The sequence below is a fragment of the Kribbella sp. NPDC058693 genome (genome assembly GCF_042715335.1).
Lineage (GTDB): Bacteria > Actinomycetota > Actinomycetes > Propionibacteriales > Kribbellaceae > Kribbella > Kribbella jiaozuonensis.
Map to the genome: position 1 here is coordinate 155,813 of NZ_JBHXSQ010000004.1, position 14,416 is coordinate 170,228.

Consider the following 14,416-nt stretch of genomic DNA (forward strand, 5'->3'; position numbering starts at 1 on the left):
GTTCGCTGAGAGTAGACCTGTGGGCGGATTTCGTCACTTAGGGTTGCTGGATGGAGAGCTTGAAGTGTCCCAAGTGTCGTGGCCAGATGCGTTCGTACGAGCGCAACAGCGTCACCGTCGACCAGTGCGGAGAGTGCCGCGGGATCTTCCTCGATCGCGGTGAGCTGGAGCGGCTGGTGGACGCCGAGCTGCAGTACAACTCCCCGTCACCGCAGCCTCGCTACGAAGAGAAGCGGTACGAGGAGAAGAGGCGGTACGACGACCGCGCGTACGGGAATCAGCACTCACGCAAGAAGAAGAAGTCGTTCCTCGAGGAGCTCTTCGACTAGCGGGTGATGACCGTGCCCTGGGCGATCGCGCACAGGGTCGGCGTACCGGCGTCGTCGATCGTGGTGAGTTCGCAGGTGCACGTCGCCTGACGCCTGCCCGCGTGGGCGACCTTCGCCTCGGCCCGGAGGATCGCGCCCCGGGCCGGGCGCAGGTAACTGATCGTGAACCCGCCGGTCAGCACGTCCGGGCCGAGCGCCGAGCCACCTGCGAAGGTGATCGCGTTGTCCGCGGCGTACGCGAGAACGCCTCCGTGCAGGAAACCGTTCTGCTGCTGGAGTTCCGTACGGATATCAAGCTCCAGCGTCGCGCCGCCGTCCCCGAACGCGGTCACCCGCGCGCCGACCAACAGGCTGAACGGCTGCGCCGCCAACAGCTTCTGAGCCACTTCGAGCGTCAATTCCGTCACCCGCGCACGATAGCCGGGCTATCGTCAGGGCGTGACCACGCCTGCGGTGCTGCTCCGCCCGATCACCGAATCCGAGTACCCGTCCTGGATGGACCGCGCCGCCACTTCGTTCGCGGCCGGGATCGGCCCGGCCCGTGGGCTGGCTGAGGACGAGGCGCTCAAGTTCGCGTACGACGAGACCAAGAAGCTGCTGCCGGATGGGCCGGCCACCGAGCACCAGCTGATCTGGACCGCGTTCTCAGGCGACGAGCCGGTCGGCAGCTTGTGGATCAGCACGCGCGCACGGGTTCCGTTCATCTACGGCATCGAGGTCGACAGCAACCAGCGCGGCAAGGGGTACGGCCGCGCGATCATGCTCGCCGGCGAGGAGGAGTGCCGGCGCCTCGGCCACAAGCAGCTCGACCTCAACGTCTTCGGTGACAACAAGACCGCGATCGGCCTGTACGACTCGCTCGGCTACGCGGTCATCTCCCAGCAGATGCGCAAAGAGCTCTGATCAGACCGGCGAACTCGCCCGGCTGGTCCAGCGGAATGAGCGTGTAGCTGTCAGGAACCTCGACGAAGGTTGCCTGTGGCAATAGTTCGGCGAGACGCCGGCCGTGCTCTGTCGGCATTACCCGATCGTCCGCAGCCCAGACGACGAGCGCCGGTCGATCGAAGCGGCGCAGGTCGGCCGCGGCTTCGGTCAACAGATCTTGGTCCGCGAAGACGGCGCGGAGCATCCGCACGGTTTCCGCGCGTAGCTCGGGTTGCTCGAGCAACGGCCGGATCCATTGCGCCGTGGTCGCGTCGCCGCGCTTGGTCAACGTCCCGAAGGCGAGCGGCGACCGGCGTACCGCCTTCAGCCGCATCTGCTGCATGAACGCTCCGAACAACCGCGGCGACAACCGTCCGGACAACGCGAGCACCCGTCCCGTCAGCCCGGGCGGCAGGTTGTCGAACGCCTCGCACGACGCCAGCACAGCCTTCGCGACGCGCTTGGGCTCAGCTCCGAGCACCAGCTGCGCCACCGCGCCGCCGGTGTCGTTCCCGACGAGTACGACGTCCTGCAGGTCGAGCCGTTCGAGGAACTCGAGCACCAGGTCGGCGATCCCGCGCAGCGACAGATCGGCGCCGTCGTTCATCCGTCGCCGATGCGCTCCGAACGGAAGCGTCGGTGCGATACATCGATGGTCGGAACGCAGGTCGGAGATCACGCCGTCCCAGAGCGACGCGTCCATCAACAGCCCATGCAGCAGTACGACGACCGGCCCGTCGCCGCTGTCGACGTACTGAAGGACTCCGGCAGACAGCTCGATCTCATTCATACGGAAAGCATATTATATGAAACCCGTAGCAGATAGATATCCGGTGGACGGCGCTTTCCGGCTCGCTCTACGGTGGTTGCGGTAGCCGCATCGAAAGGACCACAGGGAGCGATGTCGTCACCTCGCCTGACTATGGGTTAGCGAACTCCGCGATCGGATCGGGTCGCGTAGCCGGGACGGACCTCGGGGTCCCCCGGCCGAATTCATGTCGGCGAAGTGCGTCCTGCGCTCTGCGCGTTTGCGCGGTGGCGCTACCCGGTCCGTAGTCATCGACTCTTTCGAAAGCGGTGTTCCTTTCGTGACGCCTGCGCACGCCCAGCCGCCTGTTATCGCGGCACATGATCTGACCAAGACCTACACGTTCCACCAGCAGCGCGCCGGACTCGGCGGAGCGCTGAAGAGCCTGGTGAAACGCACCTACGAGACCCGGCTCGCCGTCGACCGGGTCACCTTCGACATCAACCGCGGCGAGGTCGTAGGCCTGCTCGGCCCGAACGGCGCGGGCAAGACGACCACACTGAAGATGCTGTCCGGCCTGCTGTACACGACCTCCGGCGAGCTGGAGGTCCTCGGTCACACGCCGTCCGATCGCAACCACGACTACCTGCGCCGGATCGCGCTCGTCATGGGGCAGAAGACCATGCTCTGGTGGGACGTGCCGGCGATGGAGAGTCTCCTGCTGCACAAGGACATGTACGGCTTGTCCACAGCGGAGTTCGACCACAACGTCGCCGAGCTCGCGGAGCTGCTCGAGGTCGAGCATCTGCTGAACGTCCAGGTCCGCAAGACCTCGCTCGGTGAGCGGATGAAGCTCGAGCTGATGGCCGCGCTGGTCCACGGCCCGGAGATCCTGTTCCTCGACGAGCCGACGATCGGTCTCGACGTCGTTGCGAAGGCTCGCGTTCGATCCTTCCTCGCCGACGTCAACCGGGTGCGCGGTACGACGATCCTGATCACCAGCCACGACATGGACGACATCGAGGCGCTCTGCTCGCGGGTGATGATCATCGACCACGGCCGGCTGCAGTTCGACGGCGGTCTGGATGATCTGGTGCGTACGGCGCAGCCGCGCAAGCTGGTGCGGGCGACGTACGCGACACCTGTCGACGGCGACCGGCTCACCGGGCTGGACGGCGTTACGGCCGTCGAGGTGGACGGTCAGACGGTGAAGCTCGAAGCGGATCGAGAGCGGGCCGGCTTCGTGATGGAGCAGCTCACCCGGCTCGGTCCGCTGGTCGACCTCGACGTCGCGGATGCGGATGTCGAGGACATCATGCGCGACCTGTTCCTCCGCCGGAGCACGCTGGGGTACGCGTCATGAACACAGTCGCGCGCAACCTTCGCGTCGTACGGCGGATGACCGCGGCCGAGATCGCGCAGCAGTCCGTGTACCGCGGGGCGTGGATCATCTTCATGCTGGCCAACATCTGCATGCCGATCATCTCGCTGCTGATCTGGCGGACCGCGCTCTCGAACGGCGCACAACTCCCGGTCGACGAGCGGTACATCACGACGTACTTCGTGCTGCTCGGGTTCGTCACGATGGCGACGTCGTCGTGGATGGCGGCGTTTCTCGCGAACGACATCCGGCTCGGCAAGCTGTCCAGCTGGATGGTGCGGCCGGCGTCGTTGCTGGTCGGATTCGTCGCGAACAACCTGTCCGAGAAGTTCCTGAAGCTGTTCGCGCTGGTGCCGATGATCGGGATCGTCTGGTGGATCTTCCGCGACTCGATGAACATTCCGGCCGGCGTCGGGCGGTGGGCGTTGTTCGCGGTCAGCATCGTGCTCGGCGCGGTGCTGGTGTTCACGATCGACATCCTGATCGCGGCGCTGGCGTTCTGGATGGATGACGTGGGCGCGCTCGTGCAGGCGCGCGTAATCATCGCGAGCGTGCTGTCGGGCGCCGTCGTACCGCTCGCGCTGATGCCTGCGTGGTCGCGCGGCTTCGTCGACCATCAGCCGTTCCGGTACACGGTGTCGTTCCCGGTCGAGATCGTCGCCGGCCAGCTGACCGGCCGCGAGTTGCTTGCCGGGTTGGGGGTCCAGCTCGGGTACGTCGTCGTACTCGGCGCTGGCGCTCGACTCGTGTGGGCGGCGGGGATCCGGGCGTACTCGGCGGTGGGAGCGTGAAGACGTATGCCGAGGAGCGGCGCTCGCTCGACCGGAACCGGTTGCAGATGCAGTGGCGGCATGTCCGGCTGTGGCGGCGGTTCTTCGCTCAGGCGGTTGTCCGCGAGACGCATTACCGCGCGCATTTCCTGACGACGCTGCTGGTGGGCCTTGTGCAGTTGGGGTTGGGGATCGTGCCGACCTTGCTGCTGTTCGGGTTCACGTCCGAGGTGCACGGGTGGTCGCGGGCCGAGGTGATCGCGCTGGTCGGCGTGTTCCAGATCATCACCGGCCTGATCGCGACGTTCGTCGCGCCGAATCTGAACCGGATGACGACGTACCTGACCGAGGGCGAGCTGGACGGGGTGCTGCTGCGGCCGGTGTCGAGCCAGTTCTACCTGACGCTGCGGTGGATCAACGTCGCCGAGCTGACGAACGTTGCCAGCGGCATCGTCGTACTCGTGATCGGGCTGGTGCAGTCGGATCTGCGTCCTGGTTTCGGGCAGGTGGTGCAGGCCGTCGTACTGGCCGGCTGCGGGTTGGTGTTGCTGACGGCGGTGTGGTCGGCGATGTCGTTCCTGGCGTTCTGGTTGCAATCGGTGAACCCGATCGGGGTCGTCTTCCTGAGCATGGTGGAGGCCGGGCGGTACCCGTTGGTGTTCTTCCCGGTCGCGGTCCGGACGTTCCTGACGTTCGCGTTCCCGGTGGCGTTCGCGACGACGTTCCCGGTGCGGGCGCTGGCCGGCGATCTGGGCTGGGGACCGGTCGGGCTCGGGCTCGGACTGGCGGTAGTGGCAATGACACTAGTTCGGTTGGTCTGGCGGCGCGGACTGCTGACGTACTCCAGTGCGTCGAGCTGATGTGGTTATCTGTGCGGTATGAGCTGGTGGGTCCTGCACGTGGACATGGATCAGTTCATCGCGGCCGTGGAGATCCGGCGGCGGCCTGAGCTGCGGGGGCTGCCTGTCGTGGTGGGCGGGTCCGGTGATCCGACCAAACCTCGGCAGGTGGTCGCCACCGCGTCGTACGAGGCGCGCGAGTTCGGCGTACATTCCGGCATGCCGGTGCGGGCGGCGTACAAGAAGTGTCCGCAGGCGGTGTTCCTGCCCTCGGACCCGGCGGCGTACGACGCGGCGTCGGCCGAGGTGATGGACACGCTGCGCTCGTTCCCGGTCGTGGTCGAGGTCTGGGGCTGGGACGAGTGCATCGTCGGCGCCGAGACCGACGATCCGGAGGCGTTGGCCGGCGAGCTGCGCGCGGCCGTGGCCGAGCGGACCGGCTTGACCTGCTCGATCGGCATCGGAGACAACAAGACCCGCGCCAAACTCGCCACCGGCTTCGCGAAGCACGAGCGCTCGCACGCGGTGCCTTTCGAGGGCGCTTCGCTTGCCGACGCAGCCGCCGGTGTCTACCGCCTGACGGCCGCGAACTGGCGTGAGGTGATGGACCATCGCCCGATCCGCGACCTCTGGGGTATCGGCAGCCGGATGGAGAAGAACCTCAACGAACTCGGCATCACCACGGTCGCCGAGCTCGCCGCGGCCGATGTCGACGTACTGAAGAAACGCTTCGGCCCCAACATGGGTGCCTGGTACGCCGCCCTGGGCCGCGGCCTCGGCGACACGCAGGTCACCGACGTCCCGCGCGAACCGGTGTCCCGCAGCCACGAGGAAACCTTCCAGACAGACCTGGTAGAACTCCCCGACATCCAACGCGAGGTCCGCCGCATCGCCGAAGAGGTCACCCGCGAGGTGGTCGCCGACGGCCGCACCATCCAACGCGTCTGGGTCAAGCTCCGCTTCATCAGCTTCTACACCCCGATCAAGAGCCGCAAACTCAAGTCCCCGACCCAGGACCCCGAAGTCATCGCCACCACAGCCCTAGACCTACTGCAGAAGTTCGAGATCCGCCGCCCAATCCGCCTGATCGGCGTCCGCGTCGAGTTCGTCCCTCCCGCCGCCGCTAGCTGAGGATCTTCGCCATCGCTTCGTAGCTCTCCCGGACGGCTTCGGTCTTACCTAGGCGATAGCGCTCCAAGCGGATCGCCGCCAGGTGCCGAGCTTCGTAGATCCGCGCCCGCCACACGGCGTCCGGTGAGCGGTCCAACTCGCCGTACGACTCCCAGAACGCTTCCCGCTCGTCGGCCTTCGCCTGCGCCATCCGGATCGTCCAGTCCGCCGCCGGATCCCCGAACTCGGCCCGATCGAAGTCCAGCACCCCTGAGATCAACGGCTCCGGCGCCTCGGCGTCCAGCATGCAGTTGACGGTCCACAGATCCCCCGCAAGCAGCCGCGGCTCCCGCACCTCATCCAGCGGGCCCTCCGCAGCCATCGCCGCCGCTCTCCGCACGTCCGCGGCATCGAGCCCCACCCGCTCTAGGTCCTCCGCGATCTGCGTGAACGAAGCGATCACTACCTCACTCCAGGACGAATGTGCAGGCCCAGCCGGTCGACCGAAGTACGGCCCGCGTACGTCGTGCACCGAGCGCGCAATCGCACCGAGCTGCCGGAAGAACGTCGTACGCCCCGACCGCGGATACCTCCCCAACCCCTCCGGCGCGGGCACGCCCGGGAGGCACGTCTGGATCATCCAGTCCCGGTCGACGAGGTCGTGCGACCAGTCGACGGCCAGCACCCGAGGCATCAATCCCGCGATCACGCCGAGCCACGGCACAGCGGCGTACTCGTTCCGCATCAGGTGGCGCTCGGAGCCGAACTGCTCGTCCTCCGCCGGCGTCACCCGGAGAATCACCGGCTCGTCCCACCCGGCCAGCTCGACTCGGTAGACGCTGTTGTACGACCCGTATCCGAGCTCAACCGCCTGCGTCAGCTCCGCGCCCAGCGCCCGTCGGCAGATCGCCTCAAGGTCCATTACAGCTTGTAGGTGCGGGTGGCGGTCGTGGTGAAGATTGCGTCGTGTTCGGCGGGGGGTGAGGCTGGAGGTCAGGGTTTCGGCGGTTTCTACTACCTGGTTGTAGGTGGCGGCCAGGAGGCAGACGGGCCAGTCGGAGCCGAACATGACTCGGGCGGGGGTGAAGGCTTCCAGGACTACGTCGGCGTACGGCTGGAGGTCTGTGGGTTTCCAGGTGGTCCAGGGGGCCTCGGTGACCATGCCGGAGAGTTTGCAGGTGACGTTGGGGAGGGCGGCCAGCTCGCGGAGGTGAGTTGCCCAGGGCTCGAGTGGTTCGTCGATGACGGGCTTGGAGATGTGGTCGACGACGAAGGTGAGTTGTGGGAGGTTGCGGGCGGTCTGGATCGCGGCGGGGAGATGCGGGGTCTTGGTGAGGAGGTCGTACGCGAGGCCAGCGTCGGCGATGGCGGCCAGACCGCGTTGTACGTCGGGGCGCAGGAGCCAGTTGTCGTCGGGCTCATCGTGGACCTGGTGGCGGATCGCCTTCAAATAAGCGCCGTCCGGGCGGGACCGCAGCCCGTCGAGCGCCTCGGCGATATCGTCGGCTGTGAGGTCGACCCAACCCACGACACCGGCCACCAGATCGTTGCCAGCGGCAATCTCCAGGAACTCGACGGTCTCCTCGACCAGCCCGACAGTTTGGACCAGCACGGTCGACGTGACGTCGGCCGCGGCGGCGAGCGGCGCGAGGTCCTCGATCGAGAAGTTCCGCCGGATCGGATCCAGCTCCGGCCCGACCATCCACGTCTGCTGACGAACGCTCAGATCCCAGACGTGGTGATGCGCATCGACTCGACTCATGCTGCGGTTGTCCCCTCGGCCTGGATGACGTGTCGGTTCATCATCCGACACGCCGATCGTCGATCGCGTCCTGGTCCCAGTCGATGCCCAGACCGGGTACGTCGGGCGCCACGGCATGCCCCTCGAACACAGCCATCTCCGACCGCGTGATCGCCCGCAGCTGCGGGATGTGCTCGACGTAGCGCCCGTTCGGCACCGCAGCAGTCAGGCTGACGTGCAGCTCCATCAGGAAGTGCGGACAGACCTCCAGGTTGAACGTCTCGGCCAGATGCGCGACCTTCAGCCACGGAGTGATCCCGCCGATCCGCGCCACGTCCACCTGCACGATCCCGGCACCACCTGCCGCGACGTACTCCCGGAACTGCGAGACGGAGTACAGCGACTCCCCCACCGCGATCGGGATCGACGTCGACTCGGCCAGCCGCACATGCCCGGTCAGGTCGTCAGCCGGCAGCGGCTCCTCGAACCACGTCAGGTCGACCGCTTCAAACGCAGCGGCGCGGCGCTTCGCCTCGGCGTACGTCATGGACTGGTTCGCGTCGACCATGATGTCCATCGACGGCCCGACAGCATCCCGTACTGCGCGCAGCCGCTCCACGTCCTCGTGCACGCGCGGCTTGCCGACCTTGAGCTTCACACCGGGCCAGCCGGCCTTCTGCGAGGCCAGCGCGCCCGCGACCAGCTCATCGGTTGTCAGGTGCAACCAACCGCCCTCGGTGTCGTACAGCGGCACCTGTTGCCGATAGCCACCGGCCAGTCGCCATAGCGGCTCACTGGCCCGTAGACACCGCAGGTCCCACAGTGCGGTGTCCACGGCCGCGAGTGCGAGTGACGTGATCGCACCGACCGTGGTGGCGTGCGTAGACCAGAACAGGTCCGACCAGAGCTCTTCGACGTTCCGCGCGTCCTTCCCGACCAATCTGGGCAGCAGGTGGTCCTGCAACAACGCCAGTACTGCGCTGCCGCCCGTGCCGATCGTGTACGAGTACCCGACACCGGTCAGCCCGTCCGTTGTCGACAAGGAGACGAAGATCGTCTCCTGCTTCAGAAAGGCCTGTACGGCGTCGGTGCGGACGGTCTCGACCTCGAGATCGACCAGGTACGCCTCGGCCTTGGTGATCGTGCTCACCGGCAGCTCGAGACGGTTCGACGAAATCTGATCATCACGGGGCGGCTCCAGATCCTATAGGATATTGCGTACCTGATGCTCCCGCTTCACACTGGAGCCGTCAAGTGTGGGGCAGAATGAGCGTTCCGGGAGGAGTGACAGTGACGGATGCGCATGTGGGACTCGCAGGGCAGCTCGCCCGCCTGCCCCAGCGACAGGTGCTGAGCGACGACGTCTACGAGACGGTCAAGGGCCTGATCATGGACAGCGTGGTCGAGCCGGGCACCCGGCTGAACATCGACGCGCTGACCCGCGAGCTGGGCATCTCCCAGACCCCGATCCGGGAGTCGCTGGCCCGGCTGGAGTCCGACGGCCTGGTGATCAAGGAGCCGCTGCGCGGGTACCGGGTGTCGTCCCGGCTGACCCGCGAGGAGTTCGAGGACCTGTTCGAGTACCGGCTGCACATCGAGCCGTGGGCGGCCGGACGGGCGGCCGAGCGGTCCGGGGCCGAGGACCTGGCGCGGCTGAAGGCCGAGATGCTCAGCTACACCGACGTACCGGATCGTCCGTCGTACGAGAGCTACCGGGCGATGGCGGCGCACGACCAGCGGTTCCACGACCTGGTCCTGGAGCTGGCCGGCAACGAGACGGCCCGGCTGTCCTTCCAGCGGACACACTGCCACCTGCACCTGTTCCGGCTGTACTACGGTGGCGGCATCGCGACGAAGGCGTTGCGAGAGCACAAGGTAGTGGTGACCGCGGTCCGCAAGGGCAACCCGGACGAGGCGGCCGCGGCGATGCGGTCGCACATCGAAGCCTCGCGTGCCCGCCTGCGGCCCATCTTTGACCAGGACTGACTCCAGGGAGATTCTGTGGAACTGCTCCGCCTCGGTCCGATCGGCGAGGAGCGCCCGTACGTGCGCGCCGCCGACGGCACCGTCCACGACCTGACCCCGATCACCGCCGATATCGACGCCGCGTTCCTCGGCTCGGACGGGATCGCGCGGACCCGCGCAGCGCTGGACGCCGGGGAGCTGCCGGTCGCGTCCGTCGACGGCCTCCGGATCGGTGCCCCGATCGCCCGCCCGGGCTCAGTGGTCTGCATCGGTATGAACTACGCGGCGCACGCGGCCGAGGGCGGCGCCGAGCCCCCGAAGCAGCCGATCGTCTTCTTCAAGCACCCGAACACGGTCGTCGGCCCGAACGACGACGTACTCGTGCCGCGGAACTCGACCAAGACCGACTGGGAGGTCGAGCTCGCCGTCGTGATCGGCAAGCAGGCGCGGTACGTCGAGACCGACGAGGAGGCGCTCGCCTGCGTCGCGGGGTACGCCGTCTCGAACGACGTGTCGGAGCGGACCTTCCAGATCGAGGTCTCCGGCGGGCAGTGGTCGAAGGGGAAGTGCTGCGAGACGTTCAACCCGCTCGGTCCCTCGCTCGTCCCGGCCGACGAGGTGGACCCGACGAACCTCGTGCTGAGGTCGTGGGTGAACGGTGAGCCGCGGCAGGACTCGAACACGCGGGACATGATCTTCTCGGTGGCGGCGCTGATCCGCGACCTCTCGCAGTACATGGTGCTGAGCCCGGGCGACATCGTGAACACCGGTACGCCGGAGGGCGTGGCGCTGTCCGGCCGGTTCCCGTACCTGTCTCCCGGCGACACGATGGAGATGGAGATCGAGGGACTGGGCCGGCAGAAGCAGGCTCTCGGCAAGGCCTGAAAACTGTCCCCGGCCGGCTCTAGGGTCGGCCGGGTGACAGACTTCCTGGCCGACATCCGCACCTCCTACGACACCGTCGCCACCTCGTACGCCGAGCTCGTGGTGGACGGCGCGGACTGGGAGGACGCCGCCTTCGACCTGCTCGCGAAGCTCGTCGCGGGCAGCGGTCGTCCCGTGCTCGATGTCGGCTGCGGGCCTGGGCGGACGACCGGGCTGCTGGCTGAGCGCGGTCTACCGGTGACCGGTATCGACCTGTCGCCCGGGATGATCGAGGTCGCGCGGCGCGATCATCCGGAGCTGGACTTCCGGGTCGGCTCGATGACCGCGCTGGATGTCGCGGACGGCTCGGTCTCGGGTGTCGTGTCGTGGTGGTCGATCATTCACCTGCCGCGGGACGTCGTACCGCTTGCTTTCGCGGAGTTCTACCGCGTGCTGGCTCCGGGCGGGGTGCTGTTGATGGGTTTCCATGTCGGCTCGGAGACGACTCATAAGACGTCCGGGTACGGCGGGCATCCGATGAACATCTACGTGCATCGGTGGACCGCGCCGGCGCTGACGGAGCTCGCGGTCGCGGCCGGCTTCGCGCCGTACCTGGCGACCGAAATTCCGGACGACCGACTGCTCTTCCAGAAGTAGCCTCTGCGCATGACATCTCGCGTGCGATCCGTGACGTTCGATACCCACAACCCGTACGAGCTGGCCGGCTTCTGGCTGCAGGTCCTCAACGCCCCGCGCCCCGACGACGACCACCCCGGCGACCCGTACGCCGCCGTCGTGACGGACTCGATGACGCTTCTCTTCGAACAGAACGACGACGAGAAGGCAGTCAAGAACCGCGTCCACCTGGACCTCGAGCCCGACATCCCCCGCGACGAGGAAGTCGCCCGCCTCCTGACCCTCGGCGCCACCATAGCCACCGACTTCCGCAACCCCGACGGCACCGGCTGGGTAGTAATGCACGACCCCGAATCCAACGAATTCTGCGTCCTCCGCAGCGCCACCGAACGCGCAGCCACCAGCTGAACTGCCGGTCCACCCCCGCGTGCTACGCAGTCGCGCCGAGGAGCGGAGCGGCGAGAGGCGGCTGCGGAAGCGCGCGATGGGCCGGCGTACCAGGTTCTACAGGTCGTCGACGTTTGGGGTTTGGCCGGTGAAGGTTAGGCGCCAGTCGGTTGTGTGGGCGTCGACGGTGAGGTCGTAGCCCTGGCGGCGGGCGGTCAACTGGTGGTGGTCGTCGGTTACGTCGGAGACGGTGACTTTCCAGCCGCGGGCTTCGAGGGTTTCGGCGGTGAAGCCGATCTGGGCGACCGGGTCGGGGGTGGTGGGATCGCCGGTTTCGACGGTGATCGTGCAGACGGATTCGCGGCCGCGGTCGTCGGAGAGGGCGCCTTGGTCGGCGGGGCCGACGTCCTGGGTGACCGTCGGGGTCTGGTCCGGTACGACGACTGCCGCAACCGCCAGGAGTTCCGAGCGGAGGTAGTTTCGCGCTTCGGTCAACGTCACGGTGTCCGTGATACACCCTGCGGCCAACCCACGCGACACCACGCCGCGTTTTCGTTGTCAGGAAACGAGCGGTGTCTCCCCGGTGAACGTGATCCGCCAGTCCGACGCCCACGCATGTACGGCGACCTCGAACCCGTCACGCGATGCCGCGACCCGGTAGTGCCCGTCCTCCGGCGCCGACACCTCGGCGTTCCATCCTCGAGCGCGCAACGCTTCCGCCGCAGCCGAGACGGCGGCCGCCGGGTCCGGGTCCTTCGGGTTGCCCGTCTCGACCGATACCCGACACACGGTCGCGTCCCCACGCCCGTCGAACAGCACCCCCGGGTTCACAGGCCCAGGATCATGCGTGACCACCGGCTGCTGATCCGGTACGACGACTGCCGCCACCGCCACCAACTCGTTCCGCAGGAACTCCCGCCCGCCCGTCATCGCCGCGGCCCTTCCGCCCGCCGACCCCGCGTAACCCCAGTCGCCCGAGCAGTACCACCCCGCCCACCAGCACCCGACCCGCCGACGCCGGAAGCAGCAGCCCGAGCGGACTCCTGCGACGGATTACTCAGAGCCACAACCCCGTCGTACACCTTCGAGGCCGCACCCGCGACCGCGTTCAACGGCCCACCCCACGAGGTCCCCAGCACCAACTTGGTCTCCGCAGACCGACTCGTGTCAGTCGTCGTGATCGACCCCAGATCCCCACGCACCACCCGTCCGATATTCCGGAGCGCCTCGCTGTTCGGCCGGTAGTACTCGTTGTGCCAGTGCACCGACACCGCTTCGTCGTTGGCGATCGGATCGTTCGTCGCCATCCGGATCGCGTCGGGGAAGGTCGCCGGGTCAGGCCCGTGCCATTCGGAGTACGCGACGTAGTCCCCCGGCGCGCGCTCGACGTACAGCCGGCTCGGCGGCTGGACGAAGTCGGCAGCCTCATCGACGTACTTCGTGATGCCCGGCGACCCCGTCATCACCACTCGCTTCGCCCGTCCGCCGTCCAGCAGCGCCTGCCCGAGTACGTCGGTGCCGTACGAATGCGCGACCGCGGTCACCTCGGCACCGTCAGCCTTCAACTGATCGAGCTCCTGCAGGAACTCCGCCGGCCGCGGCCCGCCCTCCAACGCCGCATCCTTGCTCGCCGCCTGCACCAGCCCCTGAGGCGAGTCGTAGTCGAGCCACACCACCACGGCCGTATCCGACGGACCGGCCTCCTGCCGGATCAGGTCGCCACGATCGGACTGCCCACGAAAGGTGTCCAGGCTGTTCCCCATCCCAGGCACCAACACCGCAACGTTCTTCGCGTGCTCGACGTCCCCCAGTACTTCGACAGCCCGGCCCTGTCCCTCCGGATCGACCTTGAGGAACTGGCGCGGCCGCTGGACCGCGATGACGTTGCCCTCGGCATCCAATGCCGAGATCGTGACCGGCGTGAGCAGTTCCTTGACGGTCTCGAGCCGTCGCCGCTGGGCGTCGTTCGCAGTACCGGCGTCGACCGCGGTCTGCAGACGGATGCGGGCAGCTTCCAGCACCTCGAGATTGGCGCGATACCGCTCAGCCAGCTCGTCCATGGCGTGACTCCCCGTGACAGCCGGTCACCTGGGCGTGAGACCGGACTGACCGCAGTCTGCCAGGCGACGAGGTCCGCCGCATCCCGTCAGGCGATGGCCTGTGGATATCGCTCAGTCGAGCGCGAGTGACCAGGAGCCGACGTGCAAGGAGAGGTTGACCGCCGCCAACGGCCGTACGTCGACGTGCCGGAGCGACTCGGCCGGGGCATCGACGACGTACAGCACGATCGCCCGCGCCACCGCCGGGTGCACGACCGCGATCACCGACTCGCCGTCTTTGTGGCGCTCGGCAACATCTCCCAGCCAGTCGGCGACCCGGGCGATCAGGTCGTTCTCCGTCTCGCCGCCGGGCGCCGCGGTGTGCGGCCGCTCGAGCCACGCGGCCACCTGCGACGGCTCCGCGGCGAGCAGGTCCTCCAGCTCACGCCCGGCCCATTCGCCGTACTCACGGTCCCGCAGCGCCGGCTCCACCGTCGGGTCCAAGCCCAACGCGGAGGCGGTGCGTACGGCGGCCCGCTCGGGCCCGGCGTACACCGCGTCGGCAGACAGCTTCAGCTCCCGCGCCGCCTCGAGACCCGACGCATCAGGATCGCTGTCACCGCCGAGCACGAGTCCGCGCAGCGCGGGCGTCAGGGCATGCGCCACCACAGTCAGAAGCATCC

The 14,416-nt window shown here is 67.6% G+C and carries 18 protein-coding genes; 10 read left to right on the top strand and 8 right to left on the bottom strand.

Translation table 11 applies throughout. The annotated features are described in order from the left end of the window. Window positions 1-50 precede the first annotated feature (50 nt). Entirely contained in the window at window positions 51-329 is a 279-nt protein-coding gene (locus ACFWUU_RS26890) for a zf-TFIIB domain-containing protein (RefSeq protein ID WP_380179309.1), read from the top strand. On the opposite strand, the gene ACFWUU_RS26895 is transcribed toward ACFWUU_RS26890, so the two are convergent. Further along, entirely contained in the window at window positions 326-736 is a 411-nt protein-coding gene (locus ACFWUU_RS26895) for a PaaI family thioesterase (protein WP_380179311.1), read from the bottom strand. The genes ACFWUU_RS26890 and ACFWUU_RS26895 overlap by 4 nt on opposite strands. A gap of 31 nt (window positions 737-767) precedes the next feature. On the opposite strand from ACFWUU_RS26895, the gene ACFWUU_RS26900 reads away from it, so the two are divergent. Next, on the top strand, window positions 768-1,232 hold the full coding sequence (locus ACFWUU_RS26900; protein WP_380179313.1) for a GNAT family N-acetyltransferase: 465 nt from the start codon (window positions 768-770) through the stop codon (window positions 1,230-1,232). On the opposite strand, the gene ACFWUU_RS26905 is transcribed toward ACFWUU_RS26900, so the two are convergent. After that, entirely contained in the window at window positions 1,201-2,043 is an 843-nt protein-coding gene (locus ACFWUU_RS26905) for an alpha/beta fold hydrolase (protein ID WP_380179315.1), read from the bottom strand. The two genes, ACFWUU_RS26900 and ACFWUU_RS26905, sit on opposite strands and share 32 nt — an antisense overlap. Before the next feature lie 298 nt (window positions 2,044-2,341). Here ACFWUU_RS26905 and ACFWUU_RS26910 point away from each other — a divergent pair, with 298 nt between their 5' ends. The 4 genes from ACFWUU_RS26910 to ACFWUU_RS26925 are packed head-to-tail and all read left to right on the top strand — an operon-like array spanning window position 2,342 to window position 6,122. Continuing rightward, on the top strand, window positions 2,342-3,364 hold the full coding sequence (locus ACFWUU_RS26910) for an ATP-binding cassette domain-containing protein (RefSeq protein ID WP_380179317.1): 1,023 nt from the start codon (window positions 2,342-2,344) through the stop codon (window positions 3,362-3,364). Then, on the top strand, window positions 3,361-4,173 hold the full coding sequence (locus ACFWUU_RS26915) for an ABC transporter permease (RefSeq protein ID WP_380179319.1): 813 nt from the start codon (window positions 3,361-3,363) through the stop codon (window positions 4,171-4,173). The genes ACFWUU_RS26910 and ACFWUU_RS26915 overlap by 4 nt, the downstream gene beginning before the upstream one ends. Continuing rightward, entirely contained in the window at window positions 4,170-5,012 is an 843-nt protein-coding gene (locus ACFWUU_RS26920; protein ID WP_380179321.1) for an ABC transporter permease, read from the top strand. Before ACFWUU_RS26915 ends, ACFWUU_RS26920 begins: the two co-directional genes overlap by 4 nt. An 18-nt stretch (window positions 5,013-5,030) precedes the next feature. Continuing rightward, on the top strand, window positions 5,031-6,122 hold the full coding sequence (locus tag ACFWUU_RS26925) for a DNA polymerase IV (RefSeq protein ID WP_380179323.1): 1,092 nt from the start codon (window positions 5,031-5,033) through the stop codon (window positions 6,120-6,122). Here the strand turns inward: ACFWUU_RS26925 and ACFWUU_RS26930 are convergent. Both ACFWUU_RS26930 and ACFWUU_RS26935 read right to left on the bottom strand, forming a co-directional pair. Next, on the bottom strand, window positions 6,115-7,863 hold the full coding sequence (locus ACFWUU_RS26930; RefSeq protein ID WP_380179325.1) for an amidohydrolase family protein: 1,749 nt from the start codon (window positions 7,861-7,863) through the stop codon (window positions 6,115-6,117). The genes ACFWUU_RS26925 and ACFWUU_RS26930 overlap by 8 nt on opposite strands. A 40-nt stretch (window positions 7,864-7,903) precedes the next feature. Further along, complete coding sequence (locus ACFWUU_RS26935; RefSeq protein WP_380179327.1) at window positions 7,904-8,992, bottom strand: mandelate racemase/muconate lactonizing enzyme family protein; 1,089 nt, start codon at window positions 8,990-8,992, stop codon at window positions 7,904-7,906. A gap of 140 nt (window positions 8,993-9,132) precedes the next feature. Here ACFWUU_RS26935 and ACFWUU_RS26940 point away from each other — a divergent pair, with 140 nt between their 5' ends. Genes ACFWUU_RS26940 through ACFWUU_RS26955 form a run of 4 tightly spaced genes read left to right on the top strand, consistent with a single transcriptional unit; the run spans window position 9,133 to window position 11,715 of the window. Continuing rightward, window positions 9,133-9,828 carry a GntR family transcriptional regulator gene (locus tag ACFWUU_RS26940; protein ID WP_380179329.1) on the top strand — a complete coding sequence of 232 codons (696 nt, stop codon included), beginning with the start codon at window positions 9,133-9,135 and terminating at the stop codon, window positions 9,826-9,828. A 15-nt stretch (window positions 9,829-9,843) separates the two neighbouring features. Continuing rightward, complete coding sequence (locus ACFWUU_RS26945; RefSeq protein WP_380179331.1) at window positions 9,844-10,692, top strand: fumarylacetoacetate hydrolase family protein; 849 nt, start codon at window positions 9,844-9,846, stop codon at window positions 10,690-10,692. 33 nt (window positions 10,693-10,725) lie between these two features. Beyond that, a complete protein-coding gene (locus ACFWUU_RS26950) occupies window positions 10,726-11,328 on the top strand; it encodes a class I SAM-dependent methyltransferase (RefSeq protein WP_380179333.1) in 603 nt (200 codons plus the stop codon). 9 nt (window positions 11,329-11,337) lie between these two features. Next, the gene (locus tag ACFWUU_RS26955; RefSeq protein WP_137256081.1) at window positions 11,338-11,715 is read left to right on the top strand and encodes a VOC family protein; all 378 of its coding nucleotides are present in this window, start codon (window positions 11,338-11,340) and stop codon (window positions 11,713-11,715) included. 96 nt (window positions 11,716-11,811) lie between these two features. On the opposite strand, the gene ACFWUU_RS26960 is transcribed toward ACFWUU_RS26955, so the two are convergent. The 4 genes from ACFWUU_RS26960 to ACFWUU_RS26975 form a co-directional block, all read right to left on the bottom strand. Beyond that, window positions 11,812-12,195, bottom strand: a complete 384-nt coding sequence (locus tag ACFWUU_RS26960) for a hypothetical protein (RefSeq protein ID WP_380179335.1) — start codon at window positions 12,193-12,195, stop codon at window positions 11,812-11,814. Window positions 12,196-12,252: 57 nt separating this feature from the next. Next, window positions 12,253-12,624: a hypothetical protein gene (locus ACFWUU_RS26965; RefSeq protein WP_380179337.1), complete on the bottom strand. Its 372-nt coding sequence runs from the start codon at window positions 12,622-12,624 to the stop codon at window positions 12,253-12,255. Beyond that, window positions 12,621-13,754: an alpha/beta hydrolase gene (locus ACFWUU_RS26970; protein WP_380179339.1), complete on the bottom strand. Its 1,134-nt coding sequence runs from the start codon at window positions 13,752-13,754 to the stop codon at window positions 12,621-12,623. The genes ACFWUU_RS26965 and ACFWUU_RS26970 overlap by 4 nt, the downstream gene beginning before the upstream one ends. A 111-nt stretch (window positions 13,755-13,865) precedes the next feature. Continuing rightward, on the bottom strand, window positions 13,866-14,414 hold the full coding sequence (locus ACFWUU_RS26975; protein ID WP_380179341.1) for a histidine phosphatase family protein: 549 nt from the start codon (window positions 14,412-14,414) through the stop codon (window positions 13,866-13,868). Window positions 14,415-14,416 lie beyond the last annotated feature (2 nt).

What these genes read in the sequence shown, in the direction of transcription:
- ACFWUU_RS26890 (WP_380179309.1), top strand. Translation starts at nt 51, where the DNA reads ATGGAGAGCTTGAAGTGTCCCAAGTGTCGTGGCCAGATGCGTTCGTAC.
- ACFWUU_RS26970 (WP_380179339.1), bottom strand. Translation starts at nt 13,754, where the DNA reads ATGGACGAGCTGGCTGAGCGGTATCGCGCCAATCTCGAGGTGCTGGAA.
- ACFWUU_RS26915 (WP_380179319.1), top strand. Translation starts at nt 3,361, where the DNA reads ATGAACACAGTCGCGCGCAACCTTCGCGTCGTACGGCGGATGACCGCG.
- ACFWUU_RS26905 (WP_380179315.1), bottom strand. Translation starts at nt 2,043, where the DNA reads ATGAATGAGATCGAGCTGTCTGCCGGAGTCCTTCAGTACGTCGACAGC.
- ACFWUU_RS26930 (WP_380179325.1), bottom strand. Translation starts at nt 7,863, where the DNA reads ATGAGTCGAGTCGATGCGCATCACCACGTCTGGGATCTGAGCGTTCGT.
- ACFWUU_RS26925 (WP_380179323.1), top strand. Translation starts at nt 5,031, where the DNA reads ATGAGCTGGTGGGTCCTGCACGTGGACATGGATCAGTTCATCGCGGCC.
- ACFWUU_RS26965 (WP_380179337.1), bottom strand. Translation starts at nt 12,624, where the DNA reads ATGACGGGCGGGCGGGAGTTCCTGCGGAACGAGTTGGTGGCGGTGGCG.
- ACFWUU_RS26975 (WP_380179341.1), bottom strand. Translation starts at nt 14,414, where the DNA reads ATGCTTCTGACTGTGGTGGCGCATGCCCTGACGCCCGCGCTGCGCGGA.
- ACFWUU_RS26955 (WP_137256081.1), top strand. Translation starts at nt 11,338, where the DNA reads ATGACATCTCGCGTGCGATCCGTGACGTTCGATACCCACAACCCGTAC.